We start from the raw sequence: 20,843 nt of genomic DNA on the forward strand, positions 1-20,843 counted from the left end.
TTAGGAAATTGTTAAATTTCCTAAAGGGGTCTGTCCCCATTTAAGCAACTTTTTAGGGTGGCTAGTTGCCGCTGCAGTTGCAGAAGCGCTTGCGCTTGGCGTCCGGCGCGCAGCCTTCGGGGGTGAGGGATTTCCAGAAGAGGATGGTTTCCACGCCGTAGGGGGAGCGGACGTTGCCGTCGGCGGCGTAGCCGAGGCTGGCAAAGAAGGCTTCGGCGGTGGCGGTGCTGTGCAGGAAGAGGCTCTTCATGCCCTGGGCCTTGGCCAGCTCTTCCGCATGGGCCACCATGGCCTTGCCGCCGCCCTGCCCCCGCGCCTCCGGCAGGAGGTAGCACAGGGCCAGCTTGCCCGCGCTCGTCAGCAGGCCGACGCCTTCCACGGCGCCGCCGCGCACGGCCACGAAGGCGTGGTTGGTGGGGGAGTCGAACCAGCTGGCCACCATCTGCGGGGTCTTGTTGCCCAGCCAGGCGTCCAGGATGACCGGGTCGCCGCGGTGGTCCTGCACGCAGCATTCGGCAATGGAGCGGCGCAGCACCTGGCACGCGGCCCCGGCGTCTTCTGCTGCTGCCTTGCGAATTTCAAAACCCATCTGTGTCATCCAAATCTCGTCCAAGGCCGGACTATACACCAGAGCGCGCACGCTTGTGGGCCAGGGAACATCTAAGCATATTACGAAAGATTCTTGGCAATCCAGGTCAAAAGACCCGACTATGCGTTATGTGTTTTTAACCCAGGAACTGCCATGCCAAATAAGAAAATCGAATTTAGCGCCACCCGCCGCACCGCCGCCCGCTTCCTCGCCGCCTCCCTGGCCGCCGCCGCTTTCGCGCTGCCCGCCGCCGCCCGCGCCGAGGTGACGCTGCTGAACGTGTCCTATGACGTGGCCCGCGAGCTGTACAAGGACGTCAACCCGGCCTTCGAGGCGGCCTACAAGAAGCAGACCGGCCAGGAGATCAATGTGAAGCAGTCGCACGGCGGCTCGTCCAAGCAGGCGCGCGCCGTGGCCGACGGCCTGGAAGCGTCGGTGGTGACGATGAACCAGGCCAACGATATCGATATGCTGGCCGACCGGGGACTGGTGTCCCAGGACTGGGCCAAGAAGTTCCCCAATAATGCGGCGCCGATGTATTCGACCATGGTCTACCTGGTGCGCAAGGGCAATCCCAAGGGCATCAAGGACTGGGCGGACCTGGCCCGTCCCGACGTGAAAGTGGTGATACCGAACCCGAAAACCGCCGGCAACGGCCGCTACACCTATCTGGCGGCCTGGGGCTCGGTGCTGAACAAGGGCGGCACGGACGCCCAGGCCCGCGAGCTGGTGACCAAGATCTTCAAGAACGTGCCCGTGCTGGACGGCGGCGGCCGCGCCGCCACCACCACCTTCACCCAGCGCCAGATCGGCGACGCCCTGGTGACCTTCGAGAACGAAGTGCAGCTGGTGCGCGCGGAGTTCGGCGACAACTTCGATATCGTCTACCCCTCGATCTCCATCCTGGCCGAGTCGCCCGTGGCCGTGGTGGACAAGGTGGTGGACAAGAAGGGCATCCGCAAGGAAGCCACCGCCTACCTGAACTTCCTGTACACGGAACAGGGTCAGGAGATCATCGCCAAGCATTATCTGCGCCCCCGCTCGGAAGCCGTGTTCAAGAAGTATGCGGCCACCTTCCGCCCCATCAAGCTGTTCACGGTGGATGAGGTCTTCGGCGGCTGGCGCGCGGCCCAGAAGCGCCACTTCGACGATGGCGGCGAGTTCGACAAGATCTTCGCTTCCAAATAAGAGACAGGCCAAAAAAGAGACAGGCCCGGGAGCCTTGAGCCCCGGGCCTGTCCCTTTTCTTGGGTCATCTGTGGCACACGGCTGACATTGCCTAGCTGAGAAACCACTTTAATGTTATTCTCTAACCTTGGAAAAACTTGCCGTACAGATAGATTGTAAAACGGCACCCCCACCCTTTTTCCGGACTACCGAATACACATGCTCAAGAAAATCGCTGCCATCGCGCTGCTGTCGCTTTCCACTGCCGCCTTCGCCGACGTCCGCCTCGGCTCGCAATCGGTGCTGGTGGTGGAGGACGGCACGGGCAAGGTCCTGCTGGAGAAGAACGCCAACACGGTCGTGCCGATCGCCTCGCTCACCAAGCTCATGACCGCCATGGTGGTGCTGGACTCGAAACTCGACATGGACGAGCAGATCAGCATCGACCAGGTGGACGTCGACCGCCTCAAGCACAGCACCTCGCGCGTGCCCGTGGGCGCCACGCTCTCGCGCGGCGAGATCCTGCAGCTGACCCTCATGTCCTCGGATAACCGCGCCGCCGCCTCCCTGGCGCGCACCTATCCGGGCGGCCCCACCGCCTTCAAGGCGGCCATGAACGCCAAGATCAAGGCGCTGGGCATGAGCCAGACCCGCATCGACGAGCCTACCGGCCTGTCGCCGCAGAACACCTCGACCGCCGCCGACCTGGTGAAGATGGCCAGCGCCGCCGCCACCTATCCCGAGATCACGCGCCTGACCACGGACACGAAAGAGGTCATGAAGATCAAGGGCCGCGCGGTGGAGTACCACAACACCAACCGACTGGTGGGCGCCAAGGGCTGGGATATCGGCCTGTCCAAGACCGGCTATACCGAGGAAGCGGGCCGCTGCCTGATCATGCGCATTACGGCCGCGGGCAAGAACGCCACCATGGTGCTGCTGAACGCGAAGGCCAGCTCCGCGCGCCTGATGGATGCCATGAGCATCCGCCGCTTCATCACCGGCGGCGACGAACCGAAAGTGATGAAGGCCTCGAACGGCCGCAAGAAAGCCAAGCCGGGCAAGACGCGCCGCCGCCGCGCAGCGATGTAAGAAAAGGGGACGCTACGGCGTCCCTTCTTCATTGCGCGATCTGTCCGCGCAGGCCGCTGGCGCGATGCGTGCGTTCGGCAACCGCCTGCGCCAGCACGGCCGCATTCGGCGACACCAGCGTAAAGTACTCGCGCGCGCGCGTGATGCCGGTGTAGACCAGCTCCCGCGCCAGCACTGCCCCGCCCTCGCGCGGCAGCACCAGCACCGTGTGGCGGAACTCCGAGCCCTGGGATTTGTGCACCGTCATGGCGTAGGCCGTCTCCACATTGCGCAGGCGCGTGGCAAGCACGCTGCGCACCGTTTCGCCGTCCGAGAAGTAGACCCGCAGCGAGCCGGGACGGGCGGGATCGGGCAGCGTCAGGCCGATGTCGCCGTTGTAGACGCCCGTGGCGTAGTCGTTGCGCGTGACCATGACGGGCCTGCCCACATACCATTCGCCGCGCCGCCGTATCAGGCGCGCCGCTTCCAGGCGCTGTTCGATGGCCTCGTTCAGGCCCGCCACGCCCCACTCGCCTTCGCGCACGGCGCACAGCAGGCGGAAACGCTCGAAGGCCTCCAGCACACGGCCAACCCAGGCGTCGTAGTCCTGCTCGGGGCCGGGCATGGACTTGAGCATGGCGAGGTAGTCGCGGTAGCCGCCGCCCGCGCCGGGCCGCCCTTCCACCGCCAGGTGCAGCGCATCGGAAGGCTGGGCGCCGTCCAGCCATTGCAGCACGCCGCCGCTGTCCGCCTGCAGCACCTGGCGCGCGGCCTCGGCGTCGCCCCGGTTGACGGCGCCGGCCAGCTGGCCAATGGGGCCGCCGAAGCGGCGGCTCTGGCGCAGCATGACGATGCGCTGCGCCAGCGCGCCCGCGTCGCCTGCGAACGCAGGCGGAATCTCCTGGCCCGCCGCGCTGCGCACATAGGCCAGCGTTTCTTCGCTGTAGCCGCCCGCCTCCGCCTGGTAGCACAGGTCGCCCAGCACGGCGCCCGCTTCCACGGACGCCAGCTGGTCCTTGTCCCCCAGCAGGATCAGGCGCGCATGGTCCGGCAGGGCCGCCAGCAGCGACGCCATCATCTCCAGGTGGATCATCGACGCTTCGTCCACGATCAGCACGTCCACGTCCAGCGGATTGCCCGCGTGGTGGGCGAAGCTGCGCGTGTCCGGCCTTGCGCCCAGAAGGCTGTGCAGGGTACGCGCGGCGCCCATGCGGCCTGCCAGCTCGCGCAGCGGCAAGGCATCGCCCAGGCGCTCGCCCAGCTGCTCCAGCGCGCCGTCGATGGACTGCTTCAGCCGCGCCGCCGCCTTGCCCGTGGGCGCGGCGAGCGCGATGCGCAGGCCCGCCGCATCCGGGCCGGCCATCGCGAACAGGAGGGCCAGCAGGCGCGCCACGGTATAGGTCTTGCCGGTGCCGGGGCCGCCCGTGATCACGGCCAGGCCGCCGCGCAGGGCCACGGCGCAGGCGGTCTTCTGCCAGTCCGGCCCGCCCTCGCGGGTGGCGTGGTCGAACAGGCGGTCCAGCCAGCGCCGCACCTCGCCGGCATCCACAGCCTGCGTGGCTGCGGCGCGGCGGCGCACGGATGCCGCCACCGTGGTCTCGTCGCGCCAGTAGCGGCGCAGGTAAAGGCGTTCGCCGTCCAGCACCAAGGGCTGTTTGAAATCCAGGTCGCCAACGGGCCAGACCTGCTCGCAGCCCTGCAGCAGCGCGAGCCAGCCCTTGGCGTTGCGCGGCAGCGGCGCGGCGGCGGCGCGCAGGCCGCTCCATTCGCCCTCCGTCCAGCCCAGAAGGCCGGACGGGTCGCCCGCCAGATCGTCCAGCACCAGGCAGCTGTGGCCCCGCCCTTCCAGTTCGGAGAGCAGCAGGCTGGCCAGCATCAGTTGCGGCGAGGCCTGCCCCAGCGAGGCGATAAAGCGTGCGAAGGCGCCGCTCAGGCGCCGCAGCTTGCCCGCTTCGGTGAGCGCATCGATCTGGGCGAGCAGGGCCGGTGCCTCAGTCTTCATCGCTGTCCTCCCCTGGCGCGCCATGGCGCAGCAGTTCGTCCAGGCTGTCCAGCAGCGCCAGGTCGGGCGCCAGCAGGTAGCAGCCGCGCGTCGCGGGATTGGCCACGCCGCGCAGGAAGAAAAACACCGCGCCGCCCAGCTGCGCCGCCGGATCGTAGCCTTCGCCCAGACGGCTTTGCAGCAGCCGGTGCAGGGCCAGCATGTAGATGGCGCCCTGGATGTCGTAGCGGTGTTCCGCCATGCCGCGTGCCAGCGCCGCCTTGTGATAGGCCGCGTCGTTGCCGCCCAGGGCATTCGACTTGTAGTCCAGCACCCAATAACGGCCTTCGTGCTCGAACACCAGGTCGCTGAAGCCTTTCAGCATGCCGTGCAGCTGGCGCTCCGGCAACGCGGGACGCGAGATGCCGTCCAGCAGGTGCGTGCGGCACAGCCGGTCCAGGGCGCGCGAGGACAGGCGTTCGCTCGGGAACCAGAATTCCATCTCCGGCAGCACCGCGCCTATGCCGTCCAGCGCCACGCCCAGCGGGGGCAGCGGCGTGGTGGCGATGGCGCGAATCCAGGCCAGTGCGTCGTCCAGGCGGTTGCCCCAGCCCGCGCGCTCGATGCGGCGCGTGATGCGGTTCTCGAAATTCGGCTCGTGGACTGCTGCAAAACCTTCACCGCCCAGCCATTCCAGCTGTTCGTGCAGGAAGTTGCCCGGCATGGAGCCACGCGGGAAGCGGTGCCACGCCGCGTCGTCGATGCGCCCGATGGCGGGCGCGTCATCGTCCATCAGCTTCTCTTCCAATGCGCCGCGCGGTGCGGGCGCCACGGCGGCAGTGCGCTGCGCTTCCACGGGCGCGGCGCTGCGCCGCACCAGGGAAGTGAAGCTGCCGACCGACCAGTCCCTTTCGAAGTCCGCATCGAAAGGCTGGGCATCGACCAGGGGCGGCCGCTGCTCGACCCGTTCCAGCATGGTGGGGTGCCGCAGCTCCGGCAGGCTGCCGATGGCGATGGCGTCGCAGTCGGCGCGCAGGCGCTGCCAGCGCTCCTGCAGCTGGTCCGCCGGGAGAGCCTCCCCACCCGTAAGCAGGTAGCCGAGGGCGGATTCGTGCAGGGTATTCTCGCCGTCCTTGCGGCCGGGCAGCGCCGCAACGCCCAGCCACAGGAAATGGCGGGCGCGCGTCAGCGCAACATAGAGCAGGCGCAGGTCTTCCTCCAGCCGCGCCGCCTCCGCGGCCGCGTGGGCCTCGTCCGAGAGCGCCATGTCGATGCGCCGCACCCCATCCTCCGCCGTGTACTCGAAGAAGCTGCGGTTGCGCTTTTCCACCTTGCGCGCGGTGACGGCGAAGGGCAGATAGACCAGCGGGTACTCCAGGCCCTTGGACTTGTGTACCGTGACCACTTTCACCAGCTCCGCATCCGACTCAAGGCGTAACACGCGCTCGTCGCTGCTGTCGCCGCTGCCTTCGAGCTGCTCCGCCATCCAGCGGATCAGGGCCTGTTCGCCATCGAGCTGCCGGCTGGCCGATTGCAGCAGCTCCGCCAGGTGCAGCAGGTTGGTCAGGCGGCGCTCTCCTCCCGGCTGCGCCAGCAGCGCGGCGGGCAGGCCCAGTTCATGGATGAAGCGGCGCAGCATGGCCAGCACGCCCTGCCGCTGCCAGACGCCATGCAGGGCCTTGAGCTGGTCCACGCGCTGCTCCCACGCCAATTCGTCGGAAGAAAGGCGCGCCAGCTCCGCCAGCGGCAGGCCCGCCGTACGGGTGGCGAAGGCGGCGCGCGCCAGCGCACCGTCGAGCGGATTGGCCAGGGCGGACAGCCAGCGCAGCATGTCCTGCGCCTCCTCGCTTTCCAGCACCGAATCCTTGTCCGACAGGTAGACGCTCGGCACGCCGCGCCGCTGCAGGGCCTTGCGCACGGCTCCCGCCTCTCGCCGGTCGCGCACGAGAATGGCGATGTCGGCAGGCTGCAGGCGGCGGAAGCCGGAGGGCCCGTCGAAGCCCGACCGGGAGTCGTTCAGCAGGCAGACGATATGCTCCGCGCAGTGGTGGGCGAAGTACTCGCGGTAGGCGTCCTGCTTCAGGCCTTCGGCGCCGCAGGAAACCGTGAGCGCCTGCACCTGTCCGTCCACGCCGACCAGGCGTTCCGGCCTTCCTTTCGCGCCTACGGGCTCGAAGGGCAGCGGATTGATGGCGCCGTCGCGGAAGCGGAAAGCCCCGCGCACGAAGCCGCCCTCGCCGCCAATACCTTCAGCGTGCAGGAAGATCTGGTTCACGGCCTGCACCAGTTCCGCCGTGGAGCGGTAGTTGGTGCCCAGCTGGTAATGGCGGCCTTCCGTCGCCCGGCGCGCGGAAAGGTAGCTGTGGATGTCCGCGCCGCGGAAGCCGTAAATGGACTGTTTGGGGTCGCCGATCAGGAACAGGCCCAGTGCGGGATCGTTGTCCGCCACGCGGTACAGCAGGTCGAAGATGCGGTACTGGCTGGGCGCCGTATCCTGGAACTCGTCGACCAGGGCCACAGGGTACTGCTCCGTGATGCGCTTGCGCAGCGCCTCTCCGTTGGCGCCTTCCAGCGCTGCCTTCAGGCGCTCGAGCATGTCGGCGAAACCGAACTGGCGGTTGCGCCGCTTGAGTTCATCGATGCGGCGCGCGATCACGGCCGCAGCGTGCCGGTACAGTGCATGCTTCAGCGGCTCGATGGCGGCCAGCGCCTCCGCCAGCGGCGCAACGGCGTCGAAATCGGCCGGGATGGAGGGCGTGAAGTCCCTCGCGCAGGCGTCGGCAATGCCTTCGGGCGTCAGCCTGCGCCAGGCCGTGGCGTTCAGCGCCGGTTCCACGGCCTGCGGATCGGCGGCCCAGTCGCGCAGCGCGGCGAACCATTTTGCCACCGACTCCGGTTTCATCTTGACGCCATTGAAGCACTTGGGCATCGCCTCGCGCTGCTGGGCGATCCATGCTTCCATGCGGTCCGCCCGTTCCACCCAGCCTTCCTTCAGGCGGGCCAGCGCGGCCTGCTGCTCGCGCTGCACGCGGGCGATCAAGGCAGCCAGGCCTTCGCGCTGCGCCCTGGCCTCCACATCCAGGGAGGCGGCGCGCGGAACGAGTTCGCGCATGGTGCGCTTCAGAACCTCGACGTCGGACCAGCAGGACTGCAGCAGTGACAGGGCATGCGCGTTCAGGGGGTAAACCTGCTGGCGCCAGTAGTCATGCGCGGCGTCCTCGAACAGCGCCGCCTCGTCTCCCACCAGTTCTTCGTCGAACAGGCTGCCGCTGTCGAAGGCGTGTTCGCGCAGCATGCGCTGGCACCAGGCGTCGATGGTGAAGATCGCCGCCTCGTCCATGGTCTCCGCCGCCAGCATGAGGCGGTGCGCCGCCTGCTGGCGCACCGTCTCGTCGGGGCAGGATGCCATCAGCGCGTCCAGGTAGGCGTCATCGCCTCCTGACTCGCCACGGAAGCGCGCCGCCGCCTCCACCAGCCGTTCGCGGATGCGGTTGGAGAGTTCGCGGGTGGCGGCGCGTGTGAAGGTCATCACCAGGATATCCGGCGGCAGCAGCGGGCGCGGGTAGCCATCCGCGCCGCCATGGCCCAGCACCAGGCGCAGGTAGAGCGCCGCGATGGTCCATGTTTTGCCCGTGCCTGCGCTGGCCTCAATCAGGCGCGAACCGTGCAGGGGAAAGCTCAGGGGCTGGAGAAGCTGGCTCACTCGTCCTCCTCCGCGCCCTCGATCGCTTCGATCACGAGGGAGGTGTCGAGCCATTCGGCCAGCGGCCCATACAGCTCCAGGGTGCGTGCGGTGAAGCCTTCCTCGGCCGCCAGCGCCGCATACTCCGGCCACAGGCGCGCCAGGCACTGGTCCGCCACCTCGCCGTCCACTTCGAAGCCGCCATCGTAGACGGCGCGCGGATCGCCCTGGCGCACGAAGGCGAGACCGGTCTTGCAGGCCGTGGGCAGGGGCCGGTCCATGTTCGCGCGCCACAGCGCTGCCAGCGATTCGAGCGTGGCCAGCGATTCCGCCCGGTCCAGTGCGGGCATGCGGATCACGGCATCGCGTGCCACGAGGACGCCGCCCACCGGCATTCCCTGGGCCGCCGCCGCGAGCTGGCGCAGCCACATGGGAATGAGCTTGTCGCCGCGCGGCGCACCCGATTTGTCCAGCGCCTTGGACGACATCTGCAGAAGCCACACGGTTTCGCTGCCGTTGCTGCTCAGCTGGTCGATCCAGTCTTCGAGTACCAGTCCTGCCAGCGGCAGGCTGATCGCCAGCTTGGGCGCCGCCTGCTGATACTGGCGGCGCAGCTCCAGCCAGCGCTGGCGCACGGGCAGCAGGGTATCCACCAGCTCGTGCTGCATGCGCTCCCCGATCAGGCCGATGGGCAGCACACCCTCGCGCTTCAGCCGTTCGGCGCGCGCTGCCAGCCCTGCCCTCACGCCGTCCTCTTCGGGTTCTCCTTCGTCCTCCAGCATGGCGTCTTCCAGCACGTAGCGTTCGAGGGCGTTCAGCGCAAAGGGCTCTTCGTCCTCGCCTACCAGCGCGGCGTCGCCGAACATTACGCCCAGGCGCTGGCGGAAGAAATAGCGCACGGGCTGGCGGATAAAGGCGGACAGCGCGCCAAGCCGCAGCCGGAAACCGGGATCCGTCTCATATGGCGGCAGCTCCTGCTCCTGCATCCCGTCCTGGTCCGCCGTGTGCGCCGCCCGCCATTCGCCAGCATAGGTCAGCAGGCCGCCGCGTTCGAAGTAGCGGCGGCTGAAGGGCTGCAGGGCATGCTCCGTGCTGCGTTCGGCCAGGTCGAGCCGCCAGCCCGCCTTCAGGTAGTCGCACAGCTGGGACACCAGCACGGAGGGAGGCTGTTCGCTGTTGTCGCGCACATTGCGTCCGCACCAGCTGATATACAGCTTGTCGCGCGCGGCCAGCATGGCCTCCAGCATCAGGTAGCGGTCGTCGTCGCGCCGCGAGCGGTCGCCGGGACGCGCCATGCCGGGCAGCGCCAGCAGGTCGAAATCGGCCTTGCTGGCGCGGCGCGGGAAGTCGCCGTCGTTCATGCCCAGGAGGCAGACGGCGCGGAAAGGCACGGCGCGCATCGGCATCAGGGTGCAGAAGGTCACACCGCCGGACACGAACTGGTGTTCCAGCGAAGGCTCGTCCAGGGCGCCCAGCCAGGCTTCGCGCAGCACGGCGAGCGGCACCGCCTCGTCGAAACCCGCGCCTTCGCAGGTTTCCAGCCATTTGTTCAGGGTGTCGTCCAGCTGCTTGAGGGTGAGCTTGTCGTCCTGGTCGCCGCCATCGAAGAAAGCGGCCAGCAGCGTGCGCGCCTGTTCGCCCCAGTCGGCGGGCGTGCGCGGCTGCTCCAGGCGTTCGCGCCAGGCCAGCAGCTGCTCCACCAGCTGCGCCAGCGATCCGGCCAGCGCCGCATCCAGGCCTCCCACTTCAGGGTAGGGCTCGATATCGCCGAAGGCCGCTTCGCTGCCGCTCGCATAGCCGAGCAGCATGCGGCGCACGCCGAAGATCCAGGCATTCTGCTCGCCCGCCGGACCGAGACCCAGGCCCTCGCGGTGCTCCCGGTCCAGGCCCCAGCGCACGCCAGCGCCTTCGATCCAGCGGCCAAGCGTGGGCAGGTCTTCTTCGTCCAGCCCGAAACGGCGGGCCAGCGCAGGCACGTCCAGCAGGTCGCGCACTTCGCTCTGGCGGCAGCGCTGCTGCGGCAGCCGCAGCAGCCACTCCAGGGCGACCAGCAGCGGATTCATGCTGCGGTCGTTCACATCGCCGATCTCGAAGGGAATGTAGCGCGGGTCGCTGCGGCGATGCTGGCCGAAGACGGCGTGGATGGCCGCTGTGAAGACGTCGATATCCGGCACCATCACCACCACGTCGCGCGGGCGCAGCGAGGCGTCGGCAGCAAACATGGACAGCAGCTGGTCGTGCAGGACCTCCACTTCCCGCTGCACACTGTGGGCGATGTGGAATTCGATGGACCGGTCCTGCGCAGGCGGCACAGGCCAATGGTGCTCGCTGAGCGGAAGCAGTTCGCGCACGGCGGCCTGCAGCTGCGAAAGCAGCGTATCGCCGTCATCCTCGCTGAACAGGTCGATGCGCAGCTGGCCTTCCTCGCCCTGCGCGGCGGCAGCTTCGTCGAATTCGTCCAGCATGCGGATGTAATCGCGGCCCTGGCGCCCCCAGCTCGCCAGCAGCGGATGCGTGTGCGCGTGCAGCGCCTCCAGCGGAATCTGGCCCAGGTCCACGCCCTTGCGCAGCTTCTGGCGGCGGTGCGCGGCGCGCAGCAGGTCGCGGCCGTCGATGATGTCGCCCCAATAGTAGCGGCAGGGATTGGGCACGGCCAGAATCACCTGCGTATAGCCCGCCAGCGAGGCGAGCGCCTGCAAGGTCTGGTAAGGCAGCGCGGATACGCCAAAAAGCACCACGCGGCGCGGCAGGGGTTCGAGCGGCTGCGCGCCCTGCTCCGCCTTGCGCACGAATTCACTGTGCACGCTGGCCCGCCCCAGGCCGCGCTCCTGTTCCGGCACGCTCTCCATCACACTGCGCCACAAGGCGGCTTGCCAGCGCTGGTCCTCCGGCAGCGGCAGCGTCCCGCCGCGCGCGCTGCGCAGCACATCGCGGCCCGCCGACCAGTCCTCCAGCCAGTCGGCACGGTAGACCTGGTACTGGTCGAACAGGTCGGCCAGGCGTTCGGCAAGCTGCAGCCGCCGTTCCGGGTCGCCGTCGGCCAGGAAGTGCCGCAATGGGGAAAAAACCGGCTGCGCCAGCAGCGCAGGCAGGAGGCGCATCAGGCGCCAGGTCAATGGGCCCTTGTCGAAGGCGGACACGGAGGGCACGCGCTCGCGCCCCAGCATGCCGCGGTAGGCCTCCCACAGGAAGCGCGCAGGCAGGGCCACGCGCGTGGCGGCGCACACGCCGCTTTCCTCCGCCAGCGCGATCTTCAGCCATTCGGCCACACCGTTGGACTGCACCAGGATACGTTCGGTCTCCAGCGGACCGAGGGGATGCGCCGCCAGCCACTGGAACACGGCTGCGCGCAGCTGTTCCAGCTGGTTGCCGTGCAGGATGATCAGACCGGGTGCGATGGAACTTGCCATAGGAGGCTATTATCGCCTCTCCCGGCCGCTCATGGAAGTTGCTCCGACATTTCAGCGGGAATCTGCTGCTTCAGGCGCTCCAGCAGCGAGTGCATGCGCGCGACGATCTCCTGCGCCTGTCCCGGGTCGCCGTCCGCGGGCAGCTGCTCCAGCTCCAGGCAAAGGGCCGCGAAACTCATGGCGCCCACCGCCCGCGCGGCGGATTTGATGCGGTGTCCCAGTTCGGACAGGCGCACATTGTCGCCGCGCCGCAGCGCCTCATCCACCTCCCCCAGGCCGTCGCGCGCGGAATCGAGGAACATCAGCGCGTACTTGCGCATCTTTTCGGGCTTGCTGCCGAAGGTCTGGGCCAGGGCCGCCATGTCGAACAGGGGCGCGTCCGCCACGGGCGCAGGAGGCACTTCCGCGCGTACCGCGGCCGCATGCGCCGTTCCTCCTTCCGCCGCGCGCTGGCTCATCCAGCGCGCCAGCACGGAGAACAGCAGCCTGGGTTCGATCGGCTTGGTCACGAATTCGTCCATGCCGGCAGCCAGGCAGCGCGCCTGGTCCTCGCGGCCCGCATTGGCCGTCATGGCGATCACTAAAGTGCCCGAGAGGCGTGGATCGGAGCGGATCAGGCGCGTGGTCTCGTAGCCGTCCATCACCGGCATCTGAATATCCATCAGCACGCAGTCGAAGTGCTCCTTGAGCAGCAGGTCGATGGCCTCCTTGCCATTGTTAGCCACAACCACCGTGGCGCCGGCATCCTCCAGCAGCTCCTGGCCCACCTGCTGGCTGAAGACATTGTCCTCCACCAGCAGGATCGAGGCGCCTTCGATGGAGGCGCGCATGTCCGGCGCCAGCGGCGCGCCCGTGGCAGGCGTGAAGATCGCGGGACATTTCTGCAGGCGCGCCGTGAACCAGAAGGTGCTCCCCACGCCGGGCGTGCTCTCCACGCCCACCTCGCCGCCCATCAGCTCCGCCAGCTGCTTGCTGATGACAAGGCCCAGCCCCGTGCCGCCGTAGCGCCGCGTGGTAGAGGCGTCGGCCTGGTGGAATGACTGGAACAGGCCCGCCACCTGCTGCGCCGTCATGCCGATGCCCTGGTCCTGCACCTCGAAGCGCACCAGCACACTGTTGCCCCGGTCCTCCAACGCCCGCGCGCGAATGAAGACCTTGCCCTTTTCCGAGAACTTGATGGCGTTGCTGGTGAAGTTCAGGAGTACCTGCTCCAGGCGCAGTGGGTCGCCGCGCAGCTGGTTCTCCAGGCCCGGCCAGATCTCGAACACAAGCTCGAGGCCGCGCCGCGCCGCTTGCTCGCCCAGCTGGCCAGTGATATTGGAAAGCAGTGCGCCCAGCTCGAAGTCCAGCACTTCCAGATCGAGCTTGCCTGCCTCGATCTTCGAGAAGTCGAGGATGTCGTTGATGATGCCCAGCAGGTGCTGGCTCGAATGGTAGATCTTCTGCAGATAGTCGCGCTGCTTCGGATCGGCGACGGACTTGAGCGCCAGGTGCGCCATGCCGATAATGCTGTTCATCGGCGTGCGGATCTCGTGGCTCATATTGGACAGGAAATCGCTCTTGGCGCGGCTCGCGGCCTGCGCCTCCTCCTTCAGCCGGTTCAGTTCCGACACATCCGTAGACAGCGCCAGCACGGCCATCGCCTCGGCGCTCAGCTCCACCGGCGCCTTCACGGTCCACCAGTGCCGCAGCTTGCCGTCCACGTCGGGCGACTGCACATCACCGGCCAGCTTGAGGCCTTCCGCAAGGACGCGGCTTTCCTCGGCCCACGCCGCATCCGCCTCGGCGACGGGCATGAGCTCGCGGTCCAGGCGGCCGATGATCTCCTCCGGCGGCTTGCCCATGGCCTCGGCCATGCGCGCATTCACGTAGATATAGCGGCGGTCCTCGCCCTTCAGGTAGACGCGCGCATCCACGTTATTGAGCACGCTGTCCAGCAAGCGGCGCTGCTCCTGGGCGCTGCGCCGCTGCGAGGTCACGGTATATACGTAGCCGAAGAGCAGCAGGCTGCCCACGAAGCCGGTGACCATCGACACGAAAGGCAGCCACTGGTCGAAACCGCTGATCATGTCCGCCTTGCGCACCATGAACTGCGCCTTCCACAGCGAGCCGTTGAAGTCGATCGGCAGCACAGCGATGAAGTACTGGTCCGGGTCGGCCAGCGCGGGCGGCGCGTCGATGGAGCCGTTATCGTTGTACAGCAGGCGGTCGTCCGGGGTGATGGCCAGGGTGCGCTGCTCCGGGCTGTTACCGGCCGCGGCGTACAGCACAAGGCGCAGCTGCTGGTTGGCCATCTGGTGAATGGCCTCCTGCACCAGGCGCGCCACGGAAAAACCGATGCCCACCGATCCGAGGAAGGCGGCGCGGCGCTCCGCCACATTCCCGGCCGGCATGCCTGGGCGGTACACGGGCAGGCGCATGCCCAGGCCGATATGCGGCACGGGTCCCTTGACCACCACCGGCTGCCCGGAAGCGCTCATGCGGCCCGTGTCACGCGCCAGGCTGAGCGCCTTCTCGATCGCAGGGTTGGCGATGATATCGACGCCGAACTTCTCCTTCAGCGTTTCCATGGGTTCCAGCCAGGTCAGCGGCGCGTAGTGCGGCCGCCGTCCGGGCGGACGGATATCGAATTCCGGGTAGCCGTCGGCGCGCACGGCGGCCACGAAGGCGTCGCGCTCCGCATCGCTTACGTCCGGCGCATAGTTCACGGCCTGGATGGCCGGGAAGTACTGCGGCAGGTCCAGGGCTCTCACATAGCGCCCGAACTGCCCGCGGGTCAGGTTCTCGTTCGTCTGGAACAGGGCGACCAGGCCGCGCACCACGTCGGAATAGGACTTCACGCGCGAAGAAATACTGTATTGCGTGGCCCGCGTCAGGTTCTCGAAACGCGCCTGCGCCTCGTCATGCACCGAGTTGTGCACGACCACGAAGAGCGTTACGCCCACCGCGGACGCCAGGCTCAGCCCGAGCACCCACAGCAGCAGCCTGCTGCCGGCCAATCCTCGCTGTGCGGTGCGTGTCGCTCGCATGGGTCTCGCGGTGTCTTCTTGCATGGGGGCAGCATACTATCAAAGCCTGCGCTGAAACAAACTTGCTGCACGCAGCCAAGGAACTTGCGGTCACCCGCCCTGTCAAACCGGACAGGAGGCTCCCATGGCACGCGCACGCCCTATCTTAGCGGTAAGTGATGTTAACCGGCTGTTCAAATACGGTTGGGCAATGATCCTGGCTTTCCCGCTCTGTCTGCCTGCATTGGGCGCGCCGGGCGGGGACCACGACGAGCTGGAGGCATGGATCGAAGCGCCTTTCCGGCTCACGCAGGACGAGGCTTTTGTCCTGCATTTCCGCCACCCCGGCCGCCGTTCAGTGAACTGGCAATTACAACTGCTAGCTGGCAATGGTGCAGTTCTGCAACACTGGCGCGGCGAGGCCATGTTGCGCGGAGGCGAGGCGGAGCTGCGGCTTGGGCAGCGCATTGCGGCCGCTCCCGGCCTGTACAGCCTGCGGCTATCGGCGCGCACTGCCGGTTCGCGCGGCGAGCCCATCGTCCAGCAGCGGCAGGTAGCGCTCGGCGCGCTGCCCGCGCCCAGGCTGGCCCCGTCTCAGGCGGCCGTGCCCGAATTCGATATCGTCCTCGGCAACCTGCACAGCCAGACCGGCCACAGCGACGGCGGCGGTCCGCTGGGCGAATGCCGCGGCGCCCAGGAGCCGCAAAGCGCAGCGGCCGGTCCCGCCGAAGCCTATGCCTATGCCCAGGCACATGGGCTGCAATTCCTGCTGGCCTCCGAGCACAATCACATGTACGACGGTTCCGAGGGCAGCGATCCCGCTGCCGATCCGGCGAAGGCCCACGCCCTGTACCGCAAGGGCCTGGGCGAAGCCGCCGCCTATTCCGCCGCGCATCCGGGTTTTGCCGCCCTGTACGGCATGGAATGGGGCGTCATCAGCAATGGCGGCCACCTGAATATCCTGAACAGCCCCGAACTGCTGGCCTGGGAGCGCAGCGCGGACGGCGAGCTGATGGGCGACACCTTCGTCGCCAAGGGCGACTACGCGGCCCTGTACCGGCTGATGCGGGAAAAAGGCTGGATCGGCCAGTTCAACCACCCGGCCCAGAACCAGTTCCGGGTGCATGGCCAGCCCCTGGGCTTCAATGCCGACGGCGACGCCAGCATGGCGCTGTGCGAAGTGATGAACAGCGCCGCCTTCTCCAGCCGCGACGGGGAGGACGAGAAGCGCCACAGCTTCTACGAGCCCGCGTGCCAGCGCCTGCTCGAAGCGGGCTACCATCTTGCCTTCAGCAGCGACCAGGACAACCACTGCGCCAACTGGGGCGCGTCCTACGGCAACCGCACCGGCGTGCTTCTGCCGCGCGGCACACCGCTCAGCACGGCCAGTCTTCTGGAGGCGGTGCGCGCCCGCCGCGTCTTCGCCACCATGGACAAGACCTCCAGCCTCGTGCTGCGCGCAAACGGGCGCATGATGGGCGAGCGCTTCGAGAACAGCGGGCCGCTGCGCCTGCAGGTGGCGTACGCGCCCGGTCCGGGCCGCAGTGCGGCCGCCCTGGCCATCGTGCACGGCGTGCCGGGGCGGCGCGGCGAACCGGATACGCAGGCCCTCGAAGGCGACAGCCTGGACCTCACGCCGCCGCCTGGCGAGCATTACTACTACGCCCGGTTGACACAGGAGGACGGCCGCATCCTCTGGTCCGCCCCCATCTGGGTCAGCCAGCGGCCATAAGCTTCCCGGCTTGGTGTAGAGTGCGGTATCTCGCACACTACAGGAGAAGCAATGCGATCGTACCGGAAACTGGCTGGCGGCATGGTGCTGGGACTGGCCCTCGGGCAGGCCACAGCGCAACAGAAGACCGATCCCTATGAATGGCTCGAAGACGTGGGCGGGGAACAGCAGCTGGCCTGGGTACGGCAGCAGAACGAGGTGGCGCTGAAGGAACTGGAAGGACGGCCGCAATACCCGGCCATCCACGACCGCCTCAAGACCATCCTCAACTCCAGGGAGCGCATTCCCTACGTGCAGCAGCACGGCAGGCACGTCTACAACTTCTGGCGCGATGCAAGCCATGTGCGCGGCATCTGGCGGCGCACCACGCTCGACCAGTTCCGCCAGCCGCAGCCGGAATGGGAGACCGTACTCGACCTGGACCAGCTGGCCGCCGACGAGAAGGAGAACTGGGTGTGGCACGGCGTATCCTGCCTTTACCCGAAAGGCGAGCGCTGCCTGGTGTCGCTCTCGCGTGGCGGCGGCGACGCGGTAGTGGTGCGCGAGTTCGACACGGCCAGCCGCAGCTTCGTCAAGGACGGCTTCACCCTTTCCGAAGCCAAGAGCGATACGGGCTGGATCGACCAGGACACCCTCTTCGTCTCCACCGACTTCGGCCCCGGCTCCATGACCACGTCCGGCTATCCGCGCATCGTGAAGGAATGGAAGCGCGGCCGCCCGCTGGCTGAAGCCGCCACCTTGTACGAGGCGCAGACCGCGGACCTGGGCGTGGGCGCCTACAAGGACTTCACCCCCGGCCTCGAATTCCAGTTCGTGGTGCGCCAGATCGGCTTCTACAGCAGTGAACTCTTCCTGCGCGAAGGCAGCAAGCTGAGCAAGGTGCCCAAGCCGGACGACGCCAACGCCTACACGGTGCGCGACCAGCTCGTGATCGAGCTCCGTTCGGACTGGACGGTCGACGGCCAGACCTATCCGCAAGGCGCCCTGCTGGCCACCGACTTCCGCCGCTTCATGCAGGGCGAGCGCCGCTTCGAGCTGCTGTTTACGCCCACGCCCACCACTTCCCTGGACGGCGTGGCCGCCACCCGCTCCGCCCTGCTGCTCAATGTGCTCGACAACGTGAAGAACCGCCTCGTCGAGTTGAAACGCAGCGATAGCGGCTGGCAGCGCCGCGACGTGGACGCGCCCGCCTTCGGCACCCTGGAGGTGAGCGCGCTGGACCCCATCGCCTCCGACCAGTACTTCCTGACGGTGACCGATTTCCTCACTCCCACCACCCTCTACCTGGCCCAGGCGGGGGACGACAAGCGGGTGGCCCTGAAATCCCTGCCCAGCTTCTACGACGCGAAGCCGTACACGGTGAAGCAGTTCCAGGCTACCTCGAAGGACGGCACGAAAGTGCCCTACTTCGTCATCATGAACAAAAAGGCCAGGCTGAACGGCAAGAATCCCACCGTGCTCTACGGCTACGGCGGCTTCGAGGTGTCGATGAAGCCCAGCTACAGCGCGGTGGCGGGCTCGGCCTGGCTGAGCCAGGGCGGCGTGTATGTGCTGGCCAATATCCGCGGCGGCGGCGAATTCGGCCCGCGCTGGCACCAGGCGGCCCTGAAGCAGAACCGCCAGAAGGCCTTCGACGACTTCATCGCCGTGGCCCAGGACCTCATCAAGCGCAAGGTGACCAGCCCGCGCCACCTGGGCATCATGGGCGGCAGCAACGGCGGCCTGCTGGTGGGCGCCGTCATGACGCAGCGGCCCGACCTGTTCAATGCCGTGGTCTGCCAGGTGCCCCTGCTGGACATGCGGCGCTACAGCAAGCTGCTGGCGGGCGCCTCCTGGATGGGCGAATACGGCGATCCGGACGATCCCGAACAGTGGAAGTTCATCGGCAAGTACTCGCCCTACCAGAACGTGTTCCGCGACAAGCACTATCCCCGCGTGCTCTTCACGACTTCCACGCGCGACGACCGCGTCCATCCCGGCCATGCCCGCAAGATGGTGGCGAAGATGAAGGAACAGGGCCACGACGTGCTGTACTGGGAAAACACGGAAGGCGGCCACGCGGGCGCCGCCAACAACGACCAGCAGGCCCATATGTGGGCCCTGACCTACAGCTTCCTCTTGAATCAGCTGAAATAAGCATCAAATAACAACACCGCGCCCAATCGTGCGCGGTGTTCGCGCGGCCTCGCGTATTCTTACAAAACATTTCCTGATAGCATTACAATAATGACAAGTGAGCGACGTCGTCCAGGACGGACGGCTACGCTACTTTTCGCTTGACTCGGTCCGGCACAGGCGTATCGTGGCTGGGTTGGGCGAGATGACGAGACCACTGAAACTGGGCAAGCTTCCTGTGCAGACTCCAAAAGTCCTCCTGGTGAATGACGACCCGGCCGGCCTGTTCGCGCTGGAAAGCCTGTTGGCCGACGAGGCCGTGCGCCTGGGCTACCAGCTGGTCGCCGCCGGTTCCGGCGCCGAAGCCCTGCGCGAAGTGCTGAAGCAGGAGTTCGCCGTCATCGTCCTCGACATCAATATGCCCGACATGGACGGCTTTGCCGCCGCCGAGGCCATCCACTCGCACCCGCGCTCCTCCAACGTGCCCATCATCTTCGTGACGGCCCACCAGGCCGACGAAATCAACCGCCTCAGGGCCTACCAGGCGGGCGCGGCGGACTATCTCTTCACGCCCATCATTCCGCAGATCCTGCAGACCAAGGTGGCCGTCTTCGTGGAGATCATGAAGCAGAACATGCTGCTGCGCGAGCAGGCGGCCGAGCTGCGCAAGCTGAACCAGGACCTGCGCGTGCAGCGCCTGCAGGACCTGGAGCGCGCCAACCGCGAACTGCAGCTGGAGATCGCCGAGCGCAAGCTGGCCGAGCAGCGCGCCAACGCCCTGTCCACGCGCGATCCGCTCACCGGCCTGGTGAACCGGCGCTCCCTGATCCAGCAGCTGGAGCACGCCGTGGCCACGGCCGAACGCCACCATACCCACTTCGCCCTCCTCTTCCTTGACCTGGACAAGTTCAAGCAGATCAACGACAGCTTTGGCCACGAGGTGGGCGACGAGCTGCTGCGCCAGGTGGCCGCCCGCATCACATCTTCGGTACGCATGGCCGACGTGGTGGCCCGTTTGGGCGGCGACGAATTCGTGGTCCTCATCGAAGGCAAGACGCCCGCCGCCAATGCGGCCCGGGTGGCGCGCAAGATAGCCCAGGCGCATGCCCGCCCCTTCGACATCGGCGGGCGCGGCATCTACACGTCCACCAGCATCGGCATCGCCCTCTATCCCCAGGACGGCGGCAATGCCCGCCTGATGATGAAGAACGCCGACCTTGCCATGTACCACGCCAAGCAGGAACGCGATGTGGCAGGCGGCGGCGTGCGCTTCTTCCACGAGGAACTGAACCGGCGCGAGAAGGAGCACGAGCAGTGGACGACAGAGCTGCGCCACGCCCTCATCGGCAACCAGCTGGAACTGCTGTACCAGCCGCAGACCGGGCTGGCCGGGGGCAGGCTGTGCGCCGTCGAGGCCCAGCTGGTGTGGAACCATCCCCGCCTGGGCCGGGTGGAAGCCGAGCGTTTCCTGCCATGCATCTATGACCGCTCCCTGCTCGAACGCCTGGACGCCTGGACCATCGTCACCGCCTGCGCCCAGGCCGCCGCTTGGCGCAGCGCCCCGTGCGGCCTGGAAGAGGCCAGCGTGGCCATCAACCTGTGCAGCCCGCAGCTGTGCACCGAAACGCCCGCCAAGCTGGTGGCCGAAGTGCGCCGCCACCGCCTGCCGCCCGGCGCCATGACGCTGGAACTGAACGAGGCCCTGCTCTCGGCCCACCACAACACCCTGGAGCCCCTGCTGCGCCAGCTGCAGGCCGCGGGCGTGGCGCTTGCGCTGGACTCCTTCGGCCACGCGCGCAGCTCACTGGCTGCCTGCAAGAAGCTGGGCCTGGACCAGATGAAGATCGACCGCGCCTTCGTGCGCAATATCGGCGACGACGATGGCGGCACCGACATGGTGGCCGCCATCATCCACCTCGCGCGCGCCCTGCAGATGCGCGTGGTGGCGCTCGGCGTGGACAGCCAGCTGCAGCTGGCCGTACTGAATACCCTGGGCTGCGACAGCTGCCAGGGCGAATTTTTCTGTCCGCCGCTCGCGGCGGCGGAACTGATGCAAAGGCTGGAAGAGCCAGCCCTTACTACCTAGTG

10 protein-coding genes are annotated in these 20,843 nt (G+C 67.5%); 5 read left to right on the forward strand and 5 right to left on the reverse strand.

What is annotated here, in order from left to right; all coding sequences use genetic code 11:
* Window positions 1–61 precede the first annotated feature (61 nt).
* Window positions 62–589 carry a GNAT family N-acetyltransferase gene (locus LSQ66_RS11185; RefSeq protein ID WP_231769853.1) on the reverse strand — a complete coding sequence of 176 codons (528 nt, stop codon included), beginning with the start codon at window positions 587–589 and terminating at the stop codon, window positions 62–64.
* A 153-nt stretch (window positions 590–742) separates the two neighbouring features.
* On the opposite strand from LSQ66_RS11185, the gene LSQ66_RS11190 reads away from it, so the two are divergent.
* Both LSQ66_RS11190 and LSQ66_RS11195 read left to right on the forward strand, forming a co-directional pair.
* Window positions 743–1,777, forward strand: a complete 1,035-nt coding sequence (locus LSQ66_RS11190; protein WP_231769854.1) for a sulfate ABC transporter substrate-binding protein — start codon at window positions 743–745, stop codon at window positions 1,775–1,777.
* A gap of 198 nt (window positions 1,778–1,975) precedes the next feature.
* Window positions 1,976–2,848, forward strand: a complete 873-nt coding sequence (locus tag LSQ66_RS11195) for a serine hydrolase (RefSeq protein ID WP_231769855.1) — start codon at window positions 1,976–1,978, stop codon at window positions 2,846–2,848.
* A gap of 28 nt (window positions 2,849–2,876) precedes the next feature.
* Here the strand turns inward: LSQ66_RS11195 and recD are convergent, their stop codons facing one another.
* The 4 genes from recD to LSQ66_RS11215 are packed head-to-tail and all read right to left on the reverse strand — an operon-like array spanning window position 2,877 to window position 14,929.
* Window positions 2,877–4,829 (reverse strand): exodeoxyribonuclease V subunit alpha, encoded by a 1,953-nt coding sequence (gene recD, locus LSQ66_RS11200; RefSeq protein WP_231769856.1) that lies wholly within the window; start codon window positions 4,827–4,829, stop codon window positions 2,877–2,879.
* Window positions 4,819–8,511: an exodeoxyribonuclease V subunit beta gene (gene recB, locus LSQ66_RS11205; protein ID WP_231769857.1), complete on the reverse strand. Its 3,693-nt coding sequence runs from the start codon at window positions 8,509–8,511 to the stop codon at window positions 4,819–4,821. Before recB ends, recD begins: the two co-directional genes overlap by 11 nt.
* Window positions 8,508–11,900: an exodeoxyribonuclease V subunit gamma gene (recC, locus tag LSQ66_RS11210; protein WP_231769858.1), complete on the reverse strand. Its 3,393-nt coding sequence runs from the start codon at window positions 11,898–11,900 to the stop codon at window positions 8,508–8,510. Before recC ends, recB begins: the two co-directional genes overlap by 4 nt.
* A gap of 29 nt (window positions 11,901–11,929) precedes the next feature.
* Entirely contained in the window at window positions 11,930–14,929 is a 3,000-nt protein-coding gene (locus LSQ66_RS11215; RefSeq protein ID WP_231769859.1) for a CHASE domain-containing protein, read from the reverse strand.
* 190 nt (window positions 14,930–15,119) lie between these two features.
* On the opposite strand from LSQ66_RS11215, the gene LSQ66_RS11220 reads away from it, so the two are divergent.
* The 3 genes from LSQ66_RS11220 to LSQ66_RS11230 all read left to right on the forward strand — a co-directional run bounded on the left by LSQ66_RS11220 (window position 15,120) and on the right by LSQ66_RS11230 (window position 20,841).
* Complete coding sequence (locus LSQ66_RS11220) at window positions 15,120–16,640, forward strand: CehA/McbA family metallohydrolase (RefSeq protein WP_231769860.1); 1,521 nt, start codon at window positions 15,120–15,122, stop codon at window positions 16,638–16,640.
* Window positions 16,641–16,691: 51 nt separating this feature from the next.
* Window positions 16,692–18,776, forward strand: a complete 2,085-nt coding sequence (locus LSQ66_RS11225) for a prolyl oligopeptidase family serine peptidase (RefSeq protein WP_231769861.1) — start codon at window positions 16,692–16,694, stop codon at window positions 18,774–18,776.
* A gap of 184 nt (window positions 18,777–18,960) precedes the next feature.
* Window positions 18,961–20,841 (forward strand): putative bifunctional diguanylate cyclase/phosphodiesterase, encoded by a 1,881-nt coding sequence (locus tag LSQ66_RS11230; protein ID WP_231769862.1) that lies wholly within the window; start codon window positions 18,961–18,963, stop codon window positions 20,839–20,841.
* Window positions 20,842–20,843 lie beyond the last annotated feature (2 nt).

The organism is Massilia endophytica, assembly GCF_021165955.1.
GTDB classification, from domain to species: Bacteria; Pseudomonadota; Gammaproteobacteria; order Burkholderiales; family Burkholderiaceae_D; genus Rugamonas; species Rugamonas endophytica.